This is a genomic window from Streptomyces sp. NPDC002573 (assembly GCF_042889625.1).
In the GTDB taxonomy this organism is placed as follows: domain Bacteria; phylum Actinomycetota; class Actinomycetes; order Streptomycetales; family Streptomycetaceae; genus Streptomyces; species Streptomyces gibsoniae.
In genome coordinates this window covers 1-20000 of the sequence record NZ_JBIARC010000069.1, presented here as the reverse complement: position 1 = coordinate 20000, position 20000 = coordinate 1, and the positions used below count along the sequence as shown (strand labels likewise).

The window sequence follows — 20000 nt, the reverse complement described above, 5'->3', positions numbered from 1 at the left end:
CCTGGCCGGGCACCCGGCCGTGCCCGGCACCAGGCGCCCGCTCTGCGGCCTCCGGTCACGCGGAGGCCGTGTACGCCCGCCAGCCACCGAAGCGGGTGATGTCGGGTGCGCCCTCGACGGCCCACGGCTCCACCAGGAAGCCGCTGACGTGCCGCCCTTCGGCCAGTTCGACGCTGCCGATGGTCATCGGCGTGGGCACGGCGGCGGTGAACGCCCCGAACCCGGAAGCCGGAAGTCGCCAGATCTCGCCGTCGATGCCCGTCCTCGCGTCGCCGCCTGCCGCCGTGCCTTGACCCGTGCGGGTGCCGGGGTCCCGCCCGCTCCCGGTGACCCGGAGCAGACCCGGCTTGGGCGGCTCGGTGGACAGGGCATACAGCCGATAGCCGCCTGCGGTGCGCGCCGGGCCGACCAGGGTGCCGCCCGCCTGCACCAACTGTGCGTTGAGCGGTTGCCCGGTGAGGTGGGCGCCGACCACGAACAGGTCGAGTCCGGGGTTGGCGAACCGCTCGGCCAGCGCGGCCAGGGCGCGGTCGGAGAAGGCCGGTCCGGTGAACATCACGCCGAACGGCAGGCCGTCCACGAACCCGGCGGGAACGGCGAGCGAGGCGCAGTCCAGCAGGTTGGCGAAGTTCGTGAAGCGTCCCAACCGGGCGTTGGCGCCGACTGGGTCGGCCGCCACCTGCGCGAGGGTGGGGTGCCAGGTGGTGGTCGGGGTCAAGAGCGCCGCGCAGCCGTCGAGTACCGCGCGTCCGGCCGCCGCGAGCGAGGCGAGCCGAGCGGTGTCGGCGGCCCAGTCCGCGGCGGTCTTCTCCCGGCCGGCCAGCACGATGGAGGCGACGGTCGGGTCGAGGACCGTACCGATCAGGTCGCGGTGCTTGTCCAGGTGCGCGCCCACGGCGGCGTACCGCTCGGCGACGAACGCGCCGCCGTACAGCAGTTCAGCGGCCTTCACCAGGGGGGAGATGTCGGCCTCGACGATCTCCGCGCCCGTGCTCGCCAGGCGGGCGACCGCGGCATCGAAGGCCGCGCGCCAGCCGTCGGCCATGCCGTCCAGGTGTTCCGGAGCCGGGACGGCAACCCTGGGGCGCGCGGGGGGCGGCGGGAGCGGGCTGCCGGTGCGGGAGAGCGGGTCGGCCGGGTCGGGGCCTTCGACGATCTCCGCGCCGGTTCGGGCGAGCCGCAGGTCACGGGCGAAGACGGTCACGCAGTCGAGGGTGTAGCAGGCGGGGACCACCCCAGTCACGGGGACCAGGCCCTTGGTGGGCTTGACCCCGACGATGCCGTTGAGGGCGGCGGGCACTCGCCCGGAGCCGGCGGTGTCGGTGCCGAGCGCGATGTCGGCGATGCCCAGCGCGACCGCGACGGCGGAGCCGGAGGACGACCCGCCGGAGATGCGGGCCGTGTCCCAGGCGTTGCGTACCGCGCCGTAGGGGCTGCGGGTGCCGACCAGGCCGGTGGCGAACTGGTCCAGGTTGGTCTTGCCGAGCACCACCGCGCCGGCCGCGCGTAGCCGCGCCACCGCGGGAGCGTCGGTCTGCGGCCGATAGGCGTACGACGGGGCGCCCGCGGTGGTGGGCAGGCCGGCCACGTCGATGTTGTCCTTGACGGCCGCGACCAGGCCGGCCAACGGCAGCGCCGGGTCTGTCCCGGCGGCCTCGGCGAGCACCTCGTCGCGTGGCCTGAGATGGATCCAGATCTCGGGCCGGTCGGCGTCTTCGATACGGTCGTAGGCGGCCTCGACGCGGGCGGCAGGTGTCACGGTGTTCATGCCTTCACCGCTGCGAGGATCTGGCCGGGGGCGACCTGTTCACCGGGCTTGACGTAGATCTCCAGCAGCGTCCCGGCGGCGGGGGCGTTCACCTTGGACTCCATTTTCATCGCCTCCAGGGAGAGGATCGGGTCGCCCTCGACGACGGTGGCGCCGGGCTCCGTGACGGTCTGCCAGACGGTGGCGGTGAACGGCGCGGTGACGGGGACCGCACCCTGCGGGACGGTGACGGCAGCGGTAGCGGTCCTCGGCTCGGGCTCGTCGTCCCGGTCGAACTCGCCTGCGGCCCGCCAGCGTTGCTTCTCGGCTTCGAACGCGGTGCTCTGCCGTTTCCGGAAGGCGGCGATCGAGTCGGCCTTGGCGGCCAGGAAGGCGTTGTACTCGGCGATCGAGAAGTTGCCTTCCTCGGTGTGGAAGTCACCGCGGCCGGCGTCGGTCTCGGCGCGCAGTTCGAGCAGTTCCTCCGCTGTGACGGGATACCACTCGATGCGGTCGAAGAAGCGCAGCGCCCACGGGGAGTCCTTGAACAGGCCACCTCTGCGGAAGCGGTTCCAGATCTGCACGGTGCGGCCGATGAACTGGTAGCCGCCGGGGCCCTCCATGCCGTAGATGCACAGGTAGGCGCCGCCGATGCCGACGGAGTTCTCCGCGGTCCAGGTGCGGGCCGGGTTGTATTTGGTCGTCACCAGGCGGTGCCGCGGGTCGAGCGGGGTGGCGACGGGAGCGCCGAGATAGACGTCGCCGAGGCCGAGGACCAGGTAGGAGGCGTCGAAGACGGTGCGGTAGACGTCGTCGGCGGTCTGGAGGCCGTTGACACGGCGGATGAACTCGATGTTCCACGGGCACCACGGGGCGTCGTCGCGCACCCCGGCCATGTACCGCTCGATGGCGAGCCGGGTCGCCGGGTCGTCCCAGCTGAGGGGCAGGCGCACCGTGCGGGAGGGGACCACCAGTTCGTTGGTGGGCGCAATCTCGTCCTCCAACTCGCGTAGCAGGGCGGTGAGGTCACGGGCCTTCAGTCGGCGGGCGTCGGTGTGGATCTGGAGGGAGCGGATGCCCGGGGTGACGTCGACGATGCCGTCGGGCGCGTGCGCGGTGAGGGTCTCCTGCAGGGCGTGGACCCGCATCCGCAGGCCGAGGTCGAGCGCCATGGGGCCGTATTCGACCAGGACGTTGTTGTCGCCGTCCCGGCGGTAGGTGACGCCGGGGCGGGCATCGGTGGCCTCCAGGCGACCGAGTACGCCGTCGTCGCCGTCTCCGCCCGTGCTGATCAGCGTGCGTGAGGCGCGGCGGGCCTCAAGGGCGGCTGCCTCGGCTTCCCGGACCGGTACGAAGCGGACGGTGTTGCCCGGGCGGAGCTGGCCGAGTTTCCACAGGTCGCCGCTGGCGACCACCGCGGGGCAGACGAACCCGCCGAGGGACGGTCCGTCGGGGCCCAGGATGATGGGCGTGTCGCCGGTGAAGTCCAGGGCACCCACCGCGTATGGCGTGTCGTGGATGTTGGAGGGGTGCAGCCCGGCCTCGCCGCCGTCCTGGCGGGCCCAACGCGGTTTGGGCCCGATCAGGCGGATGCCGGTGCGCGCGGAGTTGTGGTGCACCTTGTAGTCGGTGGCGTAGAGGGTGTCGATGTCCTCGCGGGTGAAGAACTCGGGCGCCGCGTGCGGCCCTTCGGTGACACCGATCCGCCAGTGCGAGGTGAGAGCCGGCCGGCGCTCGGACGGGGTCCGGCCGCCGCCGGCGGTCGCCGACGCTCCGGGTCGCAGAACGTCTCCGGGGCGCAGCGCCCGACCACCGTGCCCGCCGAAGCCGCCGAGGGTGAACGTCGAGGCGCTGCCCAGGTATTCGGGTACGTCGATGCCGCCCTGTACCGCCACATAGGTGCGCAGGCCGGGCCCCTGGCAGGCGCCGAGCACCAGGGTGCCGCCGGCCGGGACCGTGACCGGCTCCCACAGCGCCGTCGTGCTGCCGTCCACCGTGACCGGGACGGGAGCGCCGGTGACCGCGACCACGGTGGCGGCCGAGAAGCGCAGGGTCAGCCCGCCCGCGGTGACCTCCAGGCCAGGGGCCTGCGCCGGGTTGCCGACGGCCAGATTGGACTCCGCGAAGGAGACGGGGTCGAAGGGGCCGCTCGGCGGCACGCCCACGTGCCAGTAGCCGAGTCGGCCGGGAAGGTCTTGGACGGTGGTCATCGCCCCGGGCACCAGGACGTCGATGCGCGGCTCGGGGTCGGCGGTGGTGGCGAGCGTGCTGGTGCTGTGCACCGCCTCACGCACCTCGCCCCGCACCGTCAGCTCGCGCAGCAGGCCCAGGTTGGTGACGATGCCGTCGACCCGGCTCGCGCCCAGGGCCTGGCCGAGCACGTCGAACGCGGTGTCCCGGGTGGGGCCCTTGGCGATCAGCTTGGCGAGCATGGGGTCGTAGTACGGCGAGACCTCCAGACCCGTCTCGGCGAAGCCGTCGACGCGGACGCCGGGTATCTCGTCGGCGCCCTGACCGGGGAAGGCCACCTGGGTGATCAGGCCCGAGGACGGCAGTGAGTCCTTGCCGGGGTCCTCGGCGTAGACGCGGGCCTCCACGGCATGCCCGACGGGTGTCCACTCGCGCTCGAACACCGTGTTTTCGACCCTGCCGTCGCGGGCCAGGACGAGCATGAGTTCGACAAGGTCGACGCCGTACGCCTCCTCGGTCACCGGGTGCTCGACCTGGAGGCGGGTGTTGACCTCAAGGAAGGCTGCCTCCTCGCGTACCGGGTCGTAGACGAACTCCACGGTCCCGGCGCCCCGGTAGCCGACCGAGGCGAGCAGCCGGCGCGAGGACTCGTGCAGCAGTGCGCGCACATGAGGAGGCAGGGCCGGCGCCGGGGCCTCCTCGATCACCTTCTGATTGCGGCGCTGCAAGGAGCAGTCCCGGTCGCCGAAGACGGCGATGCGGCCGGTGCCGTCGCCGAAGACCTGCACCTCGACATGACGGGCGGGGCGCACGAGATGCTCCAAGAACACGCCGGCGGACCCGAAGTTGGACTGCGCGAGCGCCGCGACCCGGGCGAAGGCCTCGCGTACCTCATCGTCGGTGGCGCAGGCCTGCATGCCGATGCCGCCGCCACCGCCGGTGGCCTTGACCATGACAGGTAGCCCGATCGACGCGGCCGCGGTGACGGCCTCCTCGGTGCTCGCGAGCAGCTCCGTCCCGGCCAGTAGTGGCACCCCGGCCGCCTTGGCCAGGGCGCGCGCGGTGTGCTTCTCGCCGAAGGCGGTGATCTGGTCGGCGGTCGGTCCCGCAAATCGAAGGCCCGCCTCCTCCACGGCACGGGCGAAGGCGGTGTTCTCGGAGAGGAAGCCGTAGCCGGGGTGGATGATGCCCGCGCCTTGGGCGAGCGCGGCTTCGATGATCGTCTCGCCGCGCAGATACGACTCGCGGGCGGGTGCCGGACCGAGGCGGACCGCGTGGTCGGCCTCACGGACGTGCGGGGCGGCCCGGTCGGCGTCGGAGAAGACGGCGACGGTGCCCAGGCCCAGCCTCCTGGCGGTGCGGATCACACGGCGGGCTATCTCACCGCGGTTGGCGACGAGAACGGCGGTGGGACGGTTCACGCGGCTCCCTCCGGGGCACGGACGGCTTCCGCTGACCGCAGGTCACCGACGGCCCGTTGCGGGTCCACGACGATCATCCGCAGCGGGGTCGGGTTGAAGTCGTTGCACGGGTTGTTGATCTGAGGGCAGTTGGACACAATCACCAGGACGTCCGTCTCGGCGCGGACCGCGACCCGGCGGCCCGGCGCGGACATGCCGTCCACGATGCCCAGCGCGCCGTCCGCCTCGACGGGCACGTTCATGAACCAGTTGAGGTTGGAGACGATGTCCCGCGCCCCGAGGCCACGCCGCCCGGCCTCGGCGAGAAAGTTCTCACGGCAGCCGTGCTGGAACATCACATGGTGGCCGTAGCGCAGGGTGTTGGACTCCTTGCCGCACGCGCCGCCGATGGTGTCCTGGCGGTCGATCTCGTTGGCGACGACGGTCATCAGCGGGCGGCCCTCGCTGCTGCGCAGCACGGTGTCGGTTCGTACATAGGCATTGCCCTGCCAGGCCAGGGTGTCGGGGACGCTGTAGCGCTCCTCGGGATCGTTCGCGTCGTAGAGCAGGCAGTCGGCCGACTGGTTGCCCCCTACGTCGACGATCGTCAGGACGTGCCCTTTCCGCACCACCGCCGACCACGGCGCGTTGGGCGCCACCCTCTCGTCCAGGACGACGGCGCCCTCGACCAGGCCGGCTCCCCAGTCCAGGGGCGAGCCCTCGGAGTACACGGCACCGACCGGGACGGTGGAGGCAGGGGTGCCGCTCGAGGCGGTCGGGCAGCCGGCCGGCGTGTTCTCGGTCCGCGTGGTCGCCATGTCACAGCCCCCGGGCTTCGCAGTAGTCGACGGTGTTCAGGTATGCCCGGTGCAGTTCAGGCGTGGCGGTGAACCGCGGCTCGTCCGGGCCGGTCGGGGAACCTCGCCAGGCGTGCACGCGCAGCGGACCGACGACGTAGCCGGGACGTGGGTCCAGTGGATGGGCGACATTGGCGATCAGCACCAACAGGGGCATCTCCGCCACGAGTTCGACATGAGTGCCCGCACCCGCGCTGCCCTGCCAGGCCAGGGTGCCGTCCGCCTCGACGCGTACGCCTTGGAAGAAGGACAGGCTGGGCGGCAGATCGCGCCGGCTCAGACCGTGCTTGGCGGCCGCCTTGAGGAAGAGCCCGCGGCCGGACGGGTACGGTCCCTCCGTGCGGGCGTCACCGTACTTGCGCTCGTTCCAGGCGTCGGTGGTGGTGCCGCAGAAGGCGTCGTGCCGGCTGGAGGAGTCGCCGCTGACCACGGCCATGACCCGGCCGTGGCCGGACAGCAGCGGATGGTTCTCGCCCAGATACGCCTGCCACGGCACCTTCTGGGTGTCGGCGACGTTGAGCCGCTCGACCGGCTCCATGGCGTTGAAGAGCAGCAGGTGGGCACAGGCGTCACCGCTCGGGTCGTCGAAGCGCAGCCGGGTGCCGCGGGCGAGGGCCTTGTGCGTGTAGCCGCCGGGTGCCACCGTCTCCGCCCACACCAGGGCGGTCGGGTCCACCCCCGGCGGGCAGTGCGGGCTGCCGGAAGCCGGAAGGTACGGCATCCAGGCGCCGGCCTGCCCGCCCTGGGCGCGGGCGTCGTCGCGGGCACTGCGGACACTGTCGGTCAGGTGCAGATCACGGGTGCGGGCGGGAGACTGCCCGGTCGGGTACCGGCCGTGCGGCGTCACGGCGGTCGAGCTGTCGGCGGAGGTCATGGATGATCCCGTCGTCCCTTCGTTGGTACGTCATCGGTGCGTCTGCTCGCGTCACACCGGCCCTCAGGCGGGCTCGGCGACGGTCTCGGCCTCGAGGGGCGGCTTGGTGTGCGTGTGCGGCACGTGCCTCAGCTCGATGCGGCGGTGCAGCCGGCGGGCGAGGAAGTAGACGGCACCGGCGGCGAGGCTGAGCCCGATGAAGAGCAGGGCGCTCCAGCGCAGCCACCACGTGCCGCCGGTGAGGTCGTAGATCTCCGCACGAGGCCAGATCAGGTTGACCGTCATGCAGGCCTGGTAGAGCACGGCGAGCGCGTTGACCGCCAGCCCCCATCGGCCCAGCGAGAACAGGGGCCGGCCGCTCTCGTCCACGCCGTCCGGCAGCCCGCCGCTGTCCCGGTGCCGGATCCGGGTGACCAGCATGGGCATCGTCACGCCCAGATAGGCCAGGTACAGCAGGGCGATGCAGAGGCTGGACAGGGCGGTGAAGACCGCCGACTGGCGGATGTTGACCACGAGCGCGATCGCGGCGCCCACGCCCACCACGATCGACGTGGTGATCGGTGTACCAGTGCGGGCCGAGACCTTGCCGAGGCGCCTGTGGAACGGCAGAGCGCCTTCGCGCGCCATGGAGTACATCATCCGCGCGCCCGAGGTCTGCACGGCCAGGGTGCAGGCGAAGACCGCGACCGCCACGCAGCACAGCAGCAGTCGGCCCAGGACCTCGCCGAGCCGGTCCGTGAGCACCCAGGACAGACCGCCCACGGCCAGTTTCCCGTCGGTCAGGCTGCGTGCCGCCATCAGCCCCGAGAGGATCAGCAGCGCGCCGCCGACACCCGAGGTGATCAGCGCCCGCAGGATGGTCCGGGGAGTTGTCCGGCGCGGGCTGTGGGTCTCCTCGGCCAACTCGCCCGCCGAGTCGAAGCCCACCATCACGTACGCGGCCATGAGCGAGGACGCGAGAAAGGCCCCGAAGTAGCCGCCGTGGCCGGCCCAGCCGGTGGGGTGGGCCACCACCTGCGGACCCCGCTCGGGCAGGAAGAAGAGGACCAGCACCAGCGCGATCACGCCGATGATCTCGACCGTGACGCCGAAGCTGGTTGCGGCGGCCATCTGGCGGATGCCCAGGATGTTCACCATCGTGGTGATCACCAGCAGGGCGCACCCCAGAAGGACCGCGTTCTGCGCGCCGGTTGTAGAACCCACCGACGGATCGGCCCCCGGTCCGCCGACGATCTGGAACCCGGACCAGATCCCCGGCAGCACCGCCTGCGCCGCGATCGCGGCCGCCGCGACCGTGAGGATCTGCCCGATGACCATGATCCAGCCGACGAACCAGCCCGTCGTGGTGCCGGCCAGTCGGCTCGACCACTGGTAGATCGCCCCGGATATGGGCCAGCGCGCGGCCAGTTCGGCGAAACACAGCGCGACCAGCAACTGGCCCGCGAAGACCAGCGGCCAGGTCCAGAAGAACGCAGCCCCGCCGAGACCGAAGCCGAGGCCGAAGAGCTGGAAGACGGTCGTGAGGATCGACACGAAGGAGAAGCCTGCGGCGAACGACGCGAAGCCGCCCACCCCGCGTCGGAGTTCCTGCTGGTAGCCGAAGTGAGCAGGGCTGGTCGTGACACCACCGTCAAGGCTCTGCCCAAGGGGGAGTTGGGGCCAGCTCATCACCGTACCTCCGATCGGTCGACGGATACCTGTCGCTTGACAGGTATGGCGATCGTCGGCCGGACCGGTCTCATGCCTGGGTCCGGGGAGTTAACTTCGTGTATCCGGTGCGCAGGGGGGAGTGGTCGGCAGGTGAACTGCCGGCTCCGCCGGGTCGTCCCAGATGGAAGCGTTTTCCGCACCGCTTTGGGCGCCGACGGCAAAGCCGTCAGCGTGCGGAGGGCCTTGCCCGTCCCGAGAGACCATGCGGGCCGTGGCGGGGAGTCAGGTCGTCGGCTGCAAGCCGCCGTGCCCGCTGTTCGGCGGCGACACCTACTGCTGCCGCGGGCCGTGGGCGGGCCGTGAGGACTGCGGCCCCGCCAAGTGGCCGCTCGACAAGTGGTTCAAACGGGCAGCGCGGTACGTCTATTCGTACGCCTTTGACGACTCGGTGACGACGCCGTGCAAGGGGGCCTGCCGCTACCGCGTCACCTCCGGGACGACCGAGTGGCTCGGGCGCGGACAGGCCGATACCCACGTGCCGCACACTCTTCAGCCCGCCATCATCCGTCATCCACCCAGGCGCATCAGGGTCTGAACGCCTCCGGTGCATTCACGCTGCACCTTTCCCCTCTCCCCGACCTTGCCGAGGACACCATGTGCCTTGACGGACATTGCCAGCACAACACGGATCCCTTTGTCCCGGACGCCGCCGGCAGCGACGACCCGGGCGCCGATGTGGGCCGGCGGCGGCTGCTCACCGTCGGACTGGCCGGCGCCGCCCTGACTCTGGCCCCGGTCTCGTTCGCGCGGGCCGCCGGCGGCTCCTCCGGCGCCACCCCGCCGGCCGGTGGCGAGGCGACCCGCGTCATCACGGGGTACCTGGAGACCGGAGCCGCGGACTTCGTCTACCTGCCCGTCGAAGTCCCCGACGGCGTACAGAAGATCGCCGTCTCCTACTCCTACGACAAGCCGGCCGTCCCAGGCGGGACACCGGGCAACTCCTGCGACATCGGCGTGTTCGACCAGCGGGGCGTCGCGCTCGGCGGCCGTGGTTTCCGCGGCTGGTCCGGCGGCTTCCGCACCTCGTTCGAGATCAGCAACAGCGATGCCACGCCTGGGTACCTCCCCGGCCCGGTCGACGCCGGGACCTGGCACGTCGTGCTCGGGCCCTACCAGGTGGCGCCGCAGGGCATGAACTACCGGGTCCAGGTGACCCTCACCTACGGCGAACCCGGACCCGCCCACGTGAACAGCTACCCGCCGCAGCGGGCCAAGGGACACGGCCCGGACTGGTACCGCGGCGACTGCCACCTGCACACCGTCTACTCCGACGGCAAGCGCCTGCCGAACGAGGTCGCGGCCGGCGCCCGTGCTGCCGGACTGGACTTCATCGTCTCCACCGACCACAACACGTCGGCCTCGCACGGCGTGTGGGGCGAGTACGCCGGACCGGACCTGCTCATCATTACCGGTGAGGAGGTCACCACCCGCAACGGTCACTGGCTGGCCCTCGGCCTGCCGCCCGGCGAGTGGATCGACTGGCGCTACCGCTCCCGCGACGACGCCTTCGGCCGCTTCGCGCGCCAGGTGCGCCGCACCGGCGGTCTCGTGGTGCCCGCGCACATGTACTGCGCCTACGTGGCCTGCCAGTGGAAGTTCGGCTTCGACGACGCCGACGCCACGGAGGTGTGGACCGGCCCGTGGACCTACGACGACGAGCACGCGGTCAGCACCTGGGACCAGAAGCTCGGTGAGGCGGTCCGCACCGGCAAGCGCTGGCTCCCGGCCATGGGCAACAGCGACGCGCACAGCGACCCGCAGGTCATCGGCCTGCCGCACAACGTCGTCCGCGCGGACGACCTGGCCACCGACTCGATCATGGACGGCATTCGCGCGGGCCGCAGCTGGATCGCGGAGTCGGCCTCCGTCGAGCTGACCTTCACCGCCACCGGTCACGGCGGACAGGCCGGCATCGGCGAGACGCTGAACGTGCCCGCCGATGCGCCCGTGGACGTCCGTCTCGACGTCAGGGGCGTGCCCCACGGCACGGTCCGCTTCATCACCGACGAGGGCCAGATGCACCAGGAGCCGGTGGACGCCTCCGGCGCCGGCACGGTGGTGTGGCGGACGACCGCTTCCCTCGCGTCGTACGTACGCGCCGAGGTGCGCCACCCGATGGCGGACGGCAGTGCGGGGCAGGGCAACACGATGGGGGACGCACTGCTGTTCGGCCCGATGGCCGCCCTGACCAACCCCGTGTTCCTGAAGGAGACGACGGCTTCGCACAACTGACGACCGAGCGGCGTCACCGGAGCCCGGCAAGGCTCATCGCCCGCCGGGCTCCTTGCGCTCAGGAGGGCAGGGTCCAGCTCTGGTTGGCGGCTCCGGTGCAGGACCAGATCTGCAGTCGGGTGCCGTTGGCCGAGCTGGGCCCGGTCGCATCGAGGCACCTGCCCGACTGCGGATTGACCAGGGAGCCGTTGGTGCCCCGCTGCCAGACCTGGGAACCGGTGCCGTTGCAGTCGTACAGCTGCACCTTGGTGCCGTTGGCGGTGCCGGCCGAGGTCACGTCCATGCACTTGCCGAGCGCACTGAGCCTGCCGGCACTGCCCACGGTCCAGCTCTGCGCGGCGGTGCCGTTGCAGTCGTAGAGCTGGACGGCCGTGCCGTTGGCGGTGCCCGCGCCCGCGACGTCCACGCACTTGCCGCCGTAGCCGTGGATCGGGCCGGTGGAGTTCGAGGGCGGGGTCACCGGACCGGACTGCCCCGCCGCCCAGTTGACCTCCTGCAGGAGCAGCTGGTTCTGCTGGGCGCTCGCGAACGTCGAGGACAGGGTGGTGTTGGCCGAGTAGTCCATGGCGTTGTGGCCGAAGTTGTTGTAGACCATCCGATAGTGCCGGTTGGACCACACGATCGGGTAATAGCCGCTGTACCACGTCTGGTTGGGGTCGGTGCCGACGGGGAAGGTGGACGGGTCCAGTGAGGCCAGGATGTCGATGTCCGGGTTCTGTCGCAGGTCGTTCTGCCAGCTGTACCACTCGCTGACCGAGGATGTGATGGTGGCGGGCAGACCCGCGGTCGCCGGGTGCCCGGCATCCTCGATCCGCAGCGTCTCGGAGGTGGGCCCCCAGGAATTGCTCCGGAACGTCCCGGTGCCGAGAAATGTGTTGTGGTACCAGGGCCAGTCGCTCGTGTCGTCGTTGTACGCCGAGACATGGAAGCCGATGAAGCCGCCGCCGTTGGTGACGTACGTCTGGAAGGCGGACTGCTGTGCGGCGGTGTGCGGGTAGTCGTCGAGGAACATGACGACCTGATAGTTGGCCAGGTTCGCGGTGTTGAGCTGGCTCCAGTCGGTAGTCGCGGTGTAGGTGAAGCCGTTCTGCGCACCGGCTTGCGGGAACCACGCGTTGGCCTCGTGGTCGAAGCTGATGTGCGCCGCGTCGTAGGTGCCGTCGTAGAAAGCGATCACCTTGAAGGGAGTGGCGGCGTGGGCGCTGTACGCGGGGGCGGTCTGGACGCCGAGGAGCACGGCGAACAGAGCGAACAGTCTCAACAAGCCGAGAGGGAAGCGGACTTGTATGCGAGAGGGCATCATGCGGGGACCTTCCTCGTGCGCGACCGTGGAGAGCCGTGCTGTGGTGTGCCGCAGTGCTGAGGTGCTGGGAGAGTACATGTCAGCTCTGGTCTAGGCCAAGCCTCCGTACGCCCGCGCGTACAGCACGTGCCCGCCGATTCCCGGAGCTGGTTTGCCGACGCTCGTTGGGGGGAGCTGCCACAGGACGTCGTCGATGTCTCCCTGGTGATGCCGGGGGCACCGCGATCCGGCTCCTGTGGGCGATCGCGACGCTGATGTGGGGGAGAACCAGGCGGTGAGACGGGTCCGGTGGTGCGGGCTGACGACGATCACGCGGGCGTCGAAGCCCTCGGCGGCCTCCTGTACGGCTTGCGCCCCATCGGACACCAGGCAGTCCAGCGCTCACCGTCCGCTTGGACATCAGGCTGCTGATTTGCTCACGCACCAGGACTGAGCGTTGTGCTCCTCGGCGTGGCGGACAGCCACGCGTCGCCGTACGTGGGCGCCGGCCCCGGGCGGTGCCCTGGCGTGACAAGCTGTGCTTCCCACTGCCCGAACCCAGGAGGTCACCATGACCGCAGAGTCTCCATCGCAAGAAGGTTCGGAGTCGGCTGACGCCGAGAGCCCAGCCCTGGCACCCGACGATGAGGGCCGGTATGACCTGAAGGACAAGTTCCGGGAGGCCCTGGCGCGCAAGCGCGGCCTGCAGGCGGAGGCCGCCGCCCGCGCTGCGAACACCGATGCGTCGAAGGTCCGCGGCGCTCACGGCCCAGCTGCGAGCCAGCGGTCGTTCCGACGAAAGAGCGGCGGCTGAGGTTGAACCGGCCGATGGACGGGACTCAGCAGGGCACGGCCCGGCCGCCATGCCGGTGACGTTGCGCGGGGTCCCGCCGGGTGGCGGAGGCGACTAGCACCTTGGGTTCCTCCCGCGGCAGCGGGAGGAACGGGGCCGTCCCCACAGGCGTTCGCGTTCAAGGCGTCGCCGGGCAACGCCTTCGCGCGATACTAGCGAGTTCACAAGCAGGCTCACGGCCTGCGGACCGGCCGGACGCGTACGCGCTGCCGGTACGACCGCGGAGAGCTGTGGTGACCACCGCGATGCTGCGCGCTCTGCCTGGCGACGAGCTGGCCGTGCTGCTCGCCCACGAACATGCGCACCTGCTCCACCGACACCACCTTCACGCAGCGGTCGCCGAGGCAGCGGCCGCCTGCAGCCCGATGCTGGGGTCGGTGCGCGATCACATCACCTTCCACATCGAAGGCTGGGCGCACGAGGAAGCCGCGCAGACGACCGGCAGCAGCCCGCTGGTGGACCGTTCCCTGATCCGTGCCGCGCTCGCGATCGCCGATGCCGCCCGAAGAGGTGAGCCGCCGGGAGCCTTGGCCTATGTGCGGCACGGAGTCACCGCGCGCGTCGGTGCCCTACGGGCCGAACGTCCGAACAGCCACTGGGGCGGGGCCCTTCCCGCCGTTGCCGTCACCGCCCTGACCTGCCTGGCCTTCGCCGAAGTCACTTCCGACCTGGCCCGTTGCCTGCGGGTTCTGCGCCTGTCCTGAGGACGACCGGGGCACGCCGGTTCGGGATCCCTTCGCCGTCGCGCCGGCGAGCACGAGGCCGACGTGAGCCAACCGCGAGGCAGGAAAACCCGGCCCAGTACCGTGAGTAGGTCTTGTACGCGAGCCCTGGCGCAAGGGGGTCGGTTCGGGCACGCACCGAGTACTGGTTAGTCTTACAAGATGTAGTAGCTTTCGGGGAGCATCAGTCGGCCTGTAGGTCAGGTCCTCAGTCGCGACCCGCGGTGACGAGGCACGATCGGTTTCGCGGCGGGGTGCAGGCTCGCGCCTGGTCGAGGAGTGGCGAGTATGAGTGAACATCGGCGTCGGACGTCGGGGAGGACCGGATCGTCCGGCTCGGGCGACGTGCCGCACGGCGGCCGGGCCGAGGCGCGCAGGGCTTCCCGGGGCGACAGCGGTCGCCGACGCGCGACGGACACTCGGCGCGCGCAGACCGGACGCTCCGGCCGGCGCCGCCTCATCGACTACCCGCGCGCGGGCAAGCATGGCCTTCGGCGGTGGCTGCCTTCGTGGAAGCAGGTGCTCGGCACCTTTCTGGTGTTCGTCGGCGGCGTGGTGGGCCTGGTCGGGTACGCCTACGCCACGACGACGATCCCCAGCGCGAACCCCAGCACACAGGCACAGAGCAACACCTACTACTGGTCGGACGGCTCGGTCATGACCACGCAGGGGTCGACCAACCGGCAGAACGTCGACCTTGCCCAGGTCCCCAAGCTGGTGCAGTGGGACTTCCTCGCCGCGGAGAACGCCACCTTCTACACCGATCCGGGTGTCGACACGCAGGGCATGCTCCGCGCCGTCTACCACATGGCCACCGGCGGCGAGGTGCAGTCCGGGTCCACCATCACCCAGCAGTTCGTGAAGAACACCTACCTGACCCAGAACCAGTCGGTCACTCGCAAGCTCAGGGAGATCATGATCTCTCTGAAGATCGGTGGCCAGATGTCCAAGCAGCAGATCCTGCAGGGTTATCTCAACAGCTGCTACTACGGCCGCGACGCGTACGGCATCGAGGCCGCGGCGCGCACCTACTACCGCGAGCACGCCTTCCAGCTGACAGTCAGTCAGGGCGCCTTCATCGCTGCTACGGTCAACGAGCCGAGCCTGTTGATGCACGCAGACACCGATCCCCAGGCAAAGGCTCAGGCCGCGGCGCGCTGGAAGTACGTCCTGGACCGCATGGTCAAAATCAACAAGATCACCGCCGCGCAGGAACAGCAGTACCTCGCCGCCGGGTTCCCCACGCCCAAGCCCTACTCACCGTCGGCGGGGATGTCCGGGCAGACCGGCTACCTGGTGCAGACCGCGCAGAAGTACGTCGAAGCCCACACGTCCCTCACGGACCAGCAGTTGGGCCACGGTGGCTATCAGATCTACACCACCTTCGACAAGAAGAAGGTGAACGCGCTGTCGGCGTCCGTCGCCGCGATGGAGCACAAGCACCTCGACCCGAAACACCGCTCGGCCGACAAGGACGTCCAGGTCGGCGCGGCGTCCGTCGATCCGTCCACCGGTGCGGTCGTGGCGCTGTACGGCGGCGCGGGCTGGAACAAGGGCCACTGGACGGACAACGCGGACGCCACCGGTGTGCCGGTCGGCTCCACCTTCAAGCCGATCGACCTGGCCTCCGCCCTGGACCACGGTGCCGTCCTCTCCTCGGGCCAGCCAGCCTCGCCGATCACTCCGGACTCCAAGTTCAACGGCAACGACGGCATCACCATCAAGAACCAGCAGGGCCAGGAGCTACCGGATCCCAGCGACCCCACGGGGCTCCTCCACCAGCGCAACGACGTGCCCACGAAGTGGGGCTACATCACCCTGCGCAAGGCGATGGAGCAGTCGGTCAACACCCCGTACGTCCAGCTCGGCGAATACGTCGGCTACGACAACGTGGAGAGTGAGGCCCTCAAAGCGGGCCTGCTGCGCAAGAGCCTTCAGTACGACACCCCCGGCTTCTACATCGGCACCTCCACTCCGTCGGCGATCCGCATGGCCGACGCGTACGCCACCTTCGACGACGAAGGCGTCCAGCACGAGCCGTACTCGGTGACCAAGGTCGTCGCCGACGGCCAACAGCTGCCCGGCTTCGAGACGCCGAAGGGCACCACCGCCATGCCCTCCTCGACCGCTGACACCGTCACCGACGTCCTGCAAGGTGTCGTGAAGAGCGGAACTGGCACCAACGCCCAGGCGCTGGGCCGCCCGGTGGCCGGCAAGACCGGCACGACCGACGACTACAAGTCCGCCTGGTTCATCGGCTACACCCCCCAGCTGACCACGGCTGTCAGCATGTTCAAGGAGGACCCGAAGAACGCAGGCCTGCAGTCGATGCAGGGTGTGGGCGGCTTCTCCAAGGTTTTCGGCGCCGACATGCCCACCGAGGTGTGGGCGGGCTATATGAGTGCCGCCCTCCAGGGACAGCCCGTACGACAGTTCCCGGCCGCGCCCGCACTCGGTCAGGGCGCCAACGAATTCGGCACCCCGACGGCCACCCCCTCGCCCACCGCGAGCAGCCCCTCGGCCACCCCGACCGCACCGGCCACGCCGGATCCCTCCGCCGGACCCTGCCGCCACCACAGGAGGCACTGCGTCAGCCCGAGCCCGACAGACACCTCCGGAACCACCACGACAGGTGGCCCCGGCGGGGGCCTGACCGGCGGCGCGGGCGACGGCGGCCTGCTGGGCGGCACCACCTCGCCCACCCCCACCCCCACCCAAACCCCGACCTTCCCCCATCCCGGCCGGCATCCGTAAAGAGGCGGCCAGGCCAAGACGCGCCGCTTGCGGCATCCCCGACACCAGAGCCGCGAACGTGGCCTCGCAGGACTCCACGCGACGGCTGGGGCGCATCCCAGGTGATCACGGTGGCAGCGACTCGGCCGGAGGCCACAAGGAAATGGAAGAGGGGCGCGTCGCGGGGGAGCCTGGCCGACCTCGCGGCGGCGCCAAGCCTGCATATGCCTGGGTACACCCGTCGAGAACGCAAAGTCATAGGCGAATGACGATCAAAACTATGTCGGCGCTGAACCGTTGGCGACGCCGAGGCGGACCAGCAGGGTGTCGGCCAGTTGGTCAGGGGCAAGGGTGGTGTCCTGAGCCAGGGCTCTGGTCAGGTGGGCCAGGCCGGTATGGATGTCCTCGTCGCGGCGCTCGATGAGCCCGTCGGCGCAGAGCCCGAATGTGTCGCCCTGGTCGTACGACATGCCGGCCCGGGGACGGGGGACATGATGTGGGCGGGCGCCGAGCGGCGGATCGGTGGCCTGGTCCAGCAGCCGAGCCCAGCCCACCACAGAGGGCTCGCTCTCTGCCGTCAGCGGCATGACGAACCGACGACCCACCAGAGTGCCTTGACCTCGGTGGTCTTTTCCGGGTTCGGAGCGGTGAATGGCACGACTTGGCGAACGGGATTTCAGGCGGCCGCTGCTGCCTCGCGCTGCGACGGGACATGCTCGACTCGATGACTAAATAGGCGAGTTGGGGACGCTGAGCGGAGAGCAGCAGCTGATGAGCGGAGTTTGAGTTCAAGACCGACGGGGGTCTTGGCCGTGTTTGGTGTGCATCCGCCGGGTGGTCAGCCCGGGCGAACCCTCCACAGCGAAATGGCGGCCCACAATGCAGCCATGACGGCCACCTCCAGCTCACCCGGCGCCGACACCTGCCGTTCTGCAGCGGTTGCCACAGCGTTGAGCCTGGTCTCGCTCTGCTCTCAAGTCCAAGGCATGCGTCGTCGACTGGAATCCATCGTACGGATGGAAGGGCAAGGCAGCATCGTCGCCCGGCGATGCGAAAGACAGCCTCCTGGGAATGCGAGGCTCCTGTGCCTGTTGCCAGGGTGCGCAGCCGACCGTATGACGAGGGTGTTTATGTACCTCTGGGAGATTCCTACCCCGCTCATGTCCATTCCGGCCGCAGCAGGTAGCCGGAACCTGGCACGATGAGTGGCTCGCGGGCGGCGTCGATTTTCTGCCACAGGTAGTGACTGTGCAGCTCGACGACGCGGGCTTGATCACCGACTCGTAGGACCAGACATGTTCGAGGATTTCGGCTGCGGTGTGCACGCGGCCGGGGTTCGGCATCAGGAAGCGCAGCGGCCCGAACCCGTTGGGAGTGAGGTGCAAGGACTCGCCCCCTCGGTTGACCTCGCGGGCTGCCTCGTTCATCTCCAGGTCGGCGACGGCAAGGCGCGTCGCGGGAACGCGACTCGCGTCCGGCCAGGGCACGCGGGCGCTGCGCAGCATGGCCCGGAGCCGCACGAGGAACACCTCGAGGGCGACCGGTCTGGTGAGGGGTGCAACGCTCCAGCAGCCTTGGCGAAGCCTTTAGGCGCGAGCGGGGTGTGAAGACCGCTACGGCGAGGGGGTCGGCAGAGGGCCGAACGGCTGACTCGTCGCCCTTCGCGACGATGCGGTAGCGGCGGCCGTGTTGCCCCTCATCGCTGCCGCGTAGGGAAGGCGTTCCCAGGGATCGTCCTTTCCGGACGAGCATGAGCCGAGTACGACTCCGAGGCTGGACTTGACGACTGACAATGGATGGATTGTTCGGCCTGTGGGCCGTGGCAGGACGGCGGCGCACCCGGCTCGCACGGGTGATCTGCAGCCTCGACCGCGCGCAGCCCTCTCGATGGCCGCGGCAGGCGTCTTCCTGTTCGGGCTGGTCGGTGCAAGCGCACCCAACCGAAACACACTCAGGGCGCCGATCAGCTGGCTCCGCCTGCCCGCGATGTCCGGTGCCCTCTCTGAGGTAGCCACGTGCGTCGCCATAGTGCTGTCCTGTGTCGGGACGCTCCTTCTGCTCAACGCCCACAACCAAGGCTGGCGGCCTGACCCGCGCACTCTGTTCCGGGTCGGAGCATTCGCCGTGCTCCTGGTTGCGGATCTCACCCCGATCGGCTCCTCCGACACTGCCAGTTACGCCGCCTACGGCCGTATCGCAGCTCTGGGCGGTGATCCGTATGTGACGACCCCCGCCCAGCTGGGCGGCGTCTACGCCCATCTGGTCAGCGATGCCTGGCGCAACACCCCATCGGTGTACGGGCCGGTCGCCACGTGGTGGCAGGCCGTTGCGGCGTTCGTCGGCGGTGATCGGCCTTGGCTGACGGTATGGGCACTGATGCTTGCCAACGCGGCCGCGTTCCTCGGTACCGGCTACCTGTTGATCCGTGTCGCCGCCGACCCGGTCCGGGCGGCGCTGGTTTGGAGCGCGAATCCGCTGCTTATCGGCGTACTGGTCGGGGGCGGACATCTTGACACCGTCGTGGCCATGTTTGCCGTGAGTGCCGTCCACTTGGCTCGCCAGGCAAGGAGATGGCACGCGGACCTGGCCGTCGGCGCACTGGTCGGCCTCGTCTGCGCCGTCAAGATCAGTGCCGCTCTGGTCGGCATAGGTCTGGTCTGGCCGTTGCTGCGCGGCGGCGCTTGGCAGCGGGCCGTTCGAGTGGCGGGCGCGTCCGTGCTCACGTTGACCATCCTTTACGCCCTGTACGGTTTGCATGCCCTCGCCCCGCTTACTGCGGCCTCGCACATGGTGTCCAAGCCTTCGCTGTGGGCCGTTTTCGAGTATTTCGCGACTGCTCTCGCCGGTCCTGGTGGCGCCGCAGCGAGTGTCAGCATCCTGTGGCCCGCGCTGATGCTGTGGCTGGCTGTGGTGCTGCACCGGCACGTCCCCACAGAGGCCCCTGCCATCGTCACCGTTCCGTTTGTGCTTGCCTTCGCCTGGATTCTCACGACACCGTGGTCGATGCCGTGGTACGCCGGTCTTGCCTGCGCGCTGGCGACGTTGCTCTGCGAACTCCGCCTCACTCAGATGCTTGTCGCGGCCACCGCTGTTCTGGGGTTGCTGCACAACAGCGGCGGTCATGGCTGGTGAGGGTGCGGCCGTCGGAGTGCAGCGCGTGGCCTCTATGTGGTGCCGATCGCCCTGGAAGCACTGGACTGCTGGGCCCTGGACGATGTCGGTGGCTTGACGACGTCCTGGGCTGAGCGGCCTGTCGCGGTGATTGCCGCGGGTGAGCGGTGGCCCGACGGAAGTCTCAGACCGGCGCTAGGAGCGTGGGTCAGTAACAGGCAATTGGCCGGCCGGTCGTGATCGGGGTGATTGATTGCGGTCGCCCGGTCGGGCGACCGGGCGACGGGGC

At 70.0% G+C, this 20000-nt stretch carries 13 protein-coding genes and 1 pseudogene; 6 read left to right on the top strand and 8 right to left on the bottom strand.

The features are described 5' to 3' along the window. Window positions 1-55 precede the first annotated feature (55 nt). The 5 genes from ACFYX0_RS38335 to ACFYX0_RS38315 all read right to left on the bottom strand — a co-directional run bounded on the left by ACFYX0_RS38335 (window position 56) and on the right by ACFYX0_RS38315 (window position 8736). Window positions 56-1768, bottom strand: a complete 1713-nt coding sequence (locus ACFYX0_RS38335; RefSeq protein ID WP_388978040.1) for an allophanate hydrolase — start codon at window positions 1766-1768, stop codon at window positions 56-58. Next, window positions 1765-5358: an urea carboxylase gene (uca, locus tag ACFYX0_RS38330; RefSeq protein ID WP_388978038.1), complete on the bottom strand. Its 3594-nt coding sequence runs from the start codon at window positions 5356-5358 to the stop codon at window positions 1765-1767. Before uca ends, ACFYX0_RS38335 begins: the two co-directional genes overlap by 4 nt. Then, complete coding sequence (locus ACFYX0_RS38325; protein WP_388978035.1) at window positions 5355-6155, bottom strand: urea amidolyase associated protein UAAP2; 801 nt, start codon at window positions 6153-6155, stop codon at window positions 5355-5357. Before ACFYX0_RS38325 ends, uca begins: the two co-directional genes overlap by 4 nt. 1 nt (window position 6156) lies before the next feature. Then, a complete protein-coding gene (locus tag ACFYX0_RS38320; protein ID WP_388978032.1) occupies window positions 6157-7068 on the bottom strand; it encodes an urea amidolyase associated protein UAAP1 in 912 nt (303 codons plus the stop codon). Between the two features lie 63 nt (window positions 7069-7131). After that, window positions 7132-8736 carry an amino acid permease gene (locus ACFYX0_RS38315; protein WP_388978030.1) on the bottom strand — a complete coding sequence of 535 codons (1605 nt, stop codon included), beginning with the start codon at window positions 8734-8736 and terminating at the stop codon, window positions 7132-7134. Between the two features lie 163 nt (window positions 8737-8899). On the opposite strand from ACFYX0_RS38315, the gene ACFYX0_RS38310 reads away from it, so the two are divergent. Together ACFYX0_RS38310 and ACFYX0_RS38305 are read left to right on the top strand one after the other, a co-directional pair. Continuing rightward, complete coding sequence (locus tag ACFYX0_RS38310) at window positions 8900-9313, top strand: thaumatin family protein (RefSeq protein ID WP_388978027.1); 414 nt, start codon at window positions 8900-8902, stop codon at window positions 9311-9313. A 59-nt stretch (window positions 9314-9372) separates the two neighbouring features. Beyond that, the gene (locus ACFYX0_RS38305; protein ID WP_388978024.1) at window positions 9373-11010 is read left to right on the top strand and encodes a CehA/McbA family metallohydrolase; all 1638 of its coding nucleotides are present in this window, start codon (window positions 9373-9375) and stop codon (window positions 11008-11010) included. Window positions 11011-11068: 58 nt separating this feature from the next. Here ACFYX0_RS38305 and ACFYX0_RS38300 read toward each other — a convergent pair whose 3' ends face one another. Next, window positions 11069-12310, bottom strand: coding sequence for a ThuA domain-containing protein (locus ACFYX0_RS38300; protein ID WP_388978063.1), 1242 nt, complete (start codon window positions 12308-12310; stop codon window positions 11069-11071). Window positions 12311-12863: 553 nt separating this feature from the next. Here ACFYX0_RS38300 and ACFYX0_RS38295 point away from each other — a divergent pair. The 3 genes from ACFYX0_RS38295 (at window position 12864) to ACFYX0_RS38285 (ending at window position 16621) form a co-directional block, all read left to right on the top strand. Beyond that, window positions 12864-13106 carry a DUF5302 domain-containing protein gene (locus ACFYX0_RS38295; RefSeq protein WP_355917397.1) on the top strand — a complete coding sequence of 81 codons (243 nt, stop codon included), beginning with the start codon at window positions 12864-12866 and terminating at the stop codon, window positions 13104-13106. An 80-nt stretch (window positions 13107-13186) separates the two neighbouring features. Beyond that, window positions 13187-13849, top strand: coding sequence for a M48 family metalloprotease (locus ACFYX0_RS38290; RefSeq protein ID WP_388978021.1), 663 nt, complete (start codon window positions 13187-13189; stop codon window positions 13847-13849). Between the two features lie 306 nt (window positions 13850-14155). Beyond that, the gene (locus tag ACFYX0_RS38285) at window positions 14156-16621 is read left to right on the top strand and encodes a transglycosylase domain-containing protein (RefSeq protein WP_388978018.1); all 2466 of its coding nucleotides are present in this window, start codon (window positions 14156-14158) and stop codon (window positions 16619-16621) included. A 234-nt stretch (window positions 16622-16855) separates the two neighbouring features. On the opposite strand, the pseudogene ACFYX0_RS38280 reads toward ACFYX0_RS38285, so the two are convergent. Continuing rightward, window positions 16856-17151: pseudogene (locus ACFYX0_RS38280) on the bottom strand (SpoIIE family protein phosphatase); the annotation flags it as partial. A 354-nt stretch (window positions 17152-17505) separates the two neighbouring features. Continuing rightward, window positions 17506-18027 (bottom strand): winged helix-turn-helix domain-containing protein, encoded by a 522-nt coding sequence (locus ACFYX0_RS38275; protein WP_388978060.1) that lies wholly within the window; start codon window positions 18025-18027, stop codon window positions 17506-17508. Window positions 18028-18487: 460 nt separating this feature from the next. Between ACFYX0_RS38275 and ACFYX0_RS38270 the strand changes: the two genes are divergently transcribed. Then, window positions 18488-19732 carry a hypothetical protein gene (locus tag ACFYX0_RS38270; protein ID WP_388978016.1) on the top strand — a complete coding sequence of 415 codons (1245 nt, stop codon included), beginning with the start codon at window positions 18488-18490 and terminating at the stop codon, window positions 19730-19732. The last annotated feature ends 268 nt before the right edge of the window (window positions 19733-20000 follow it).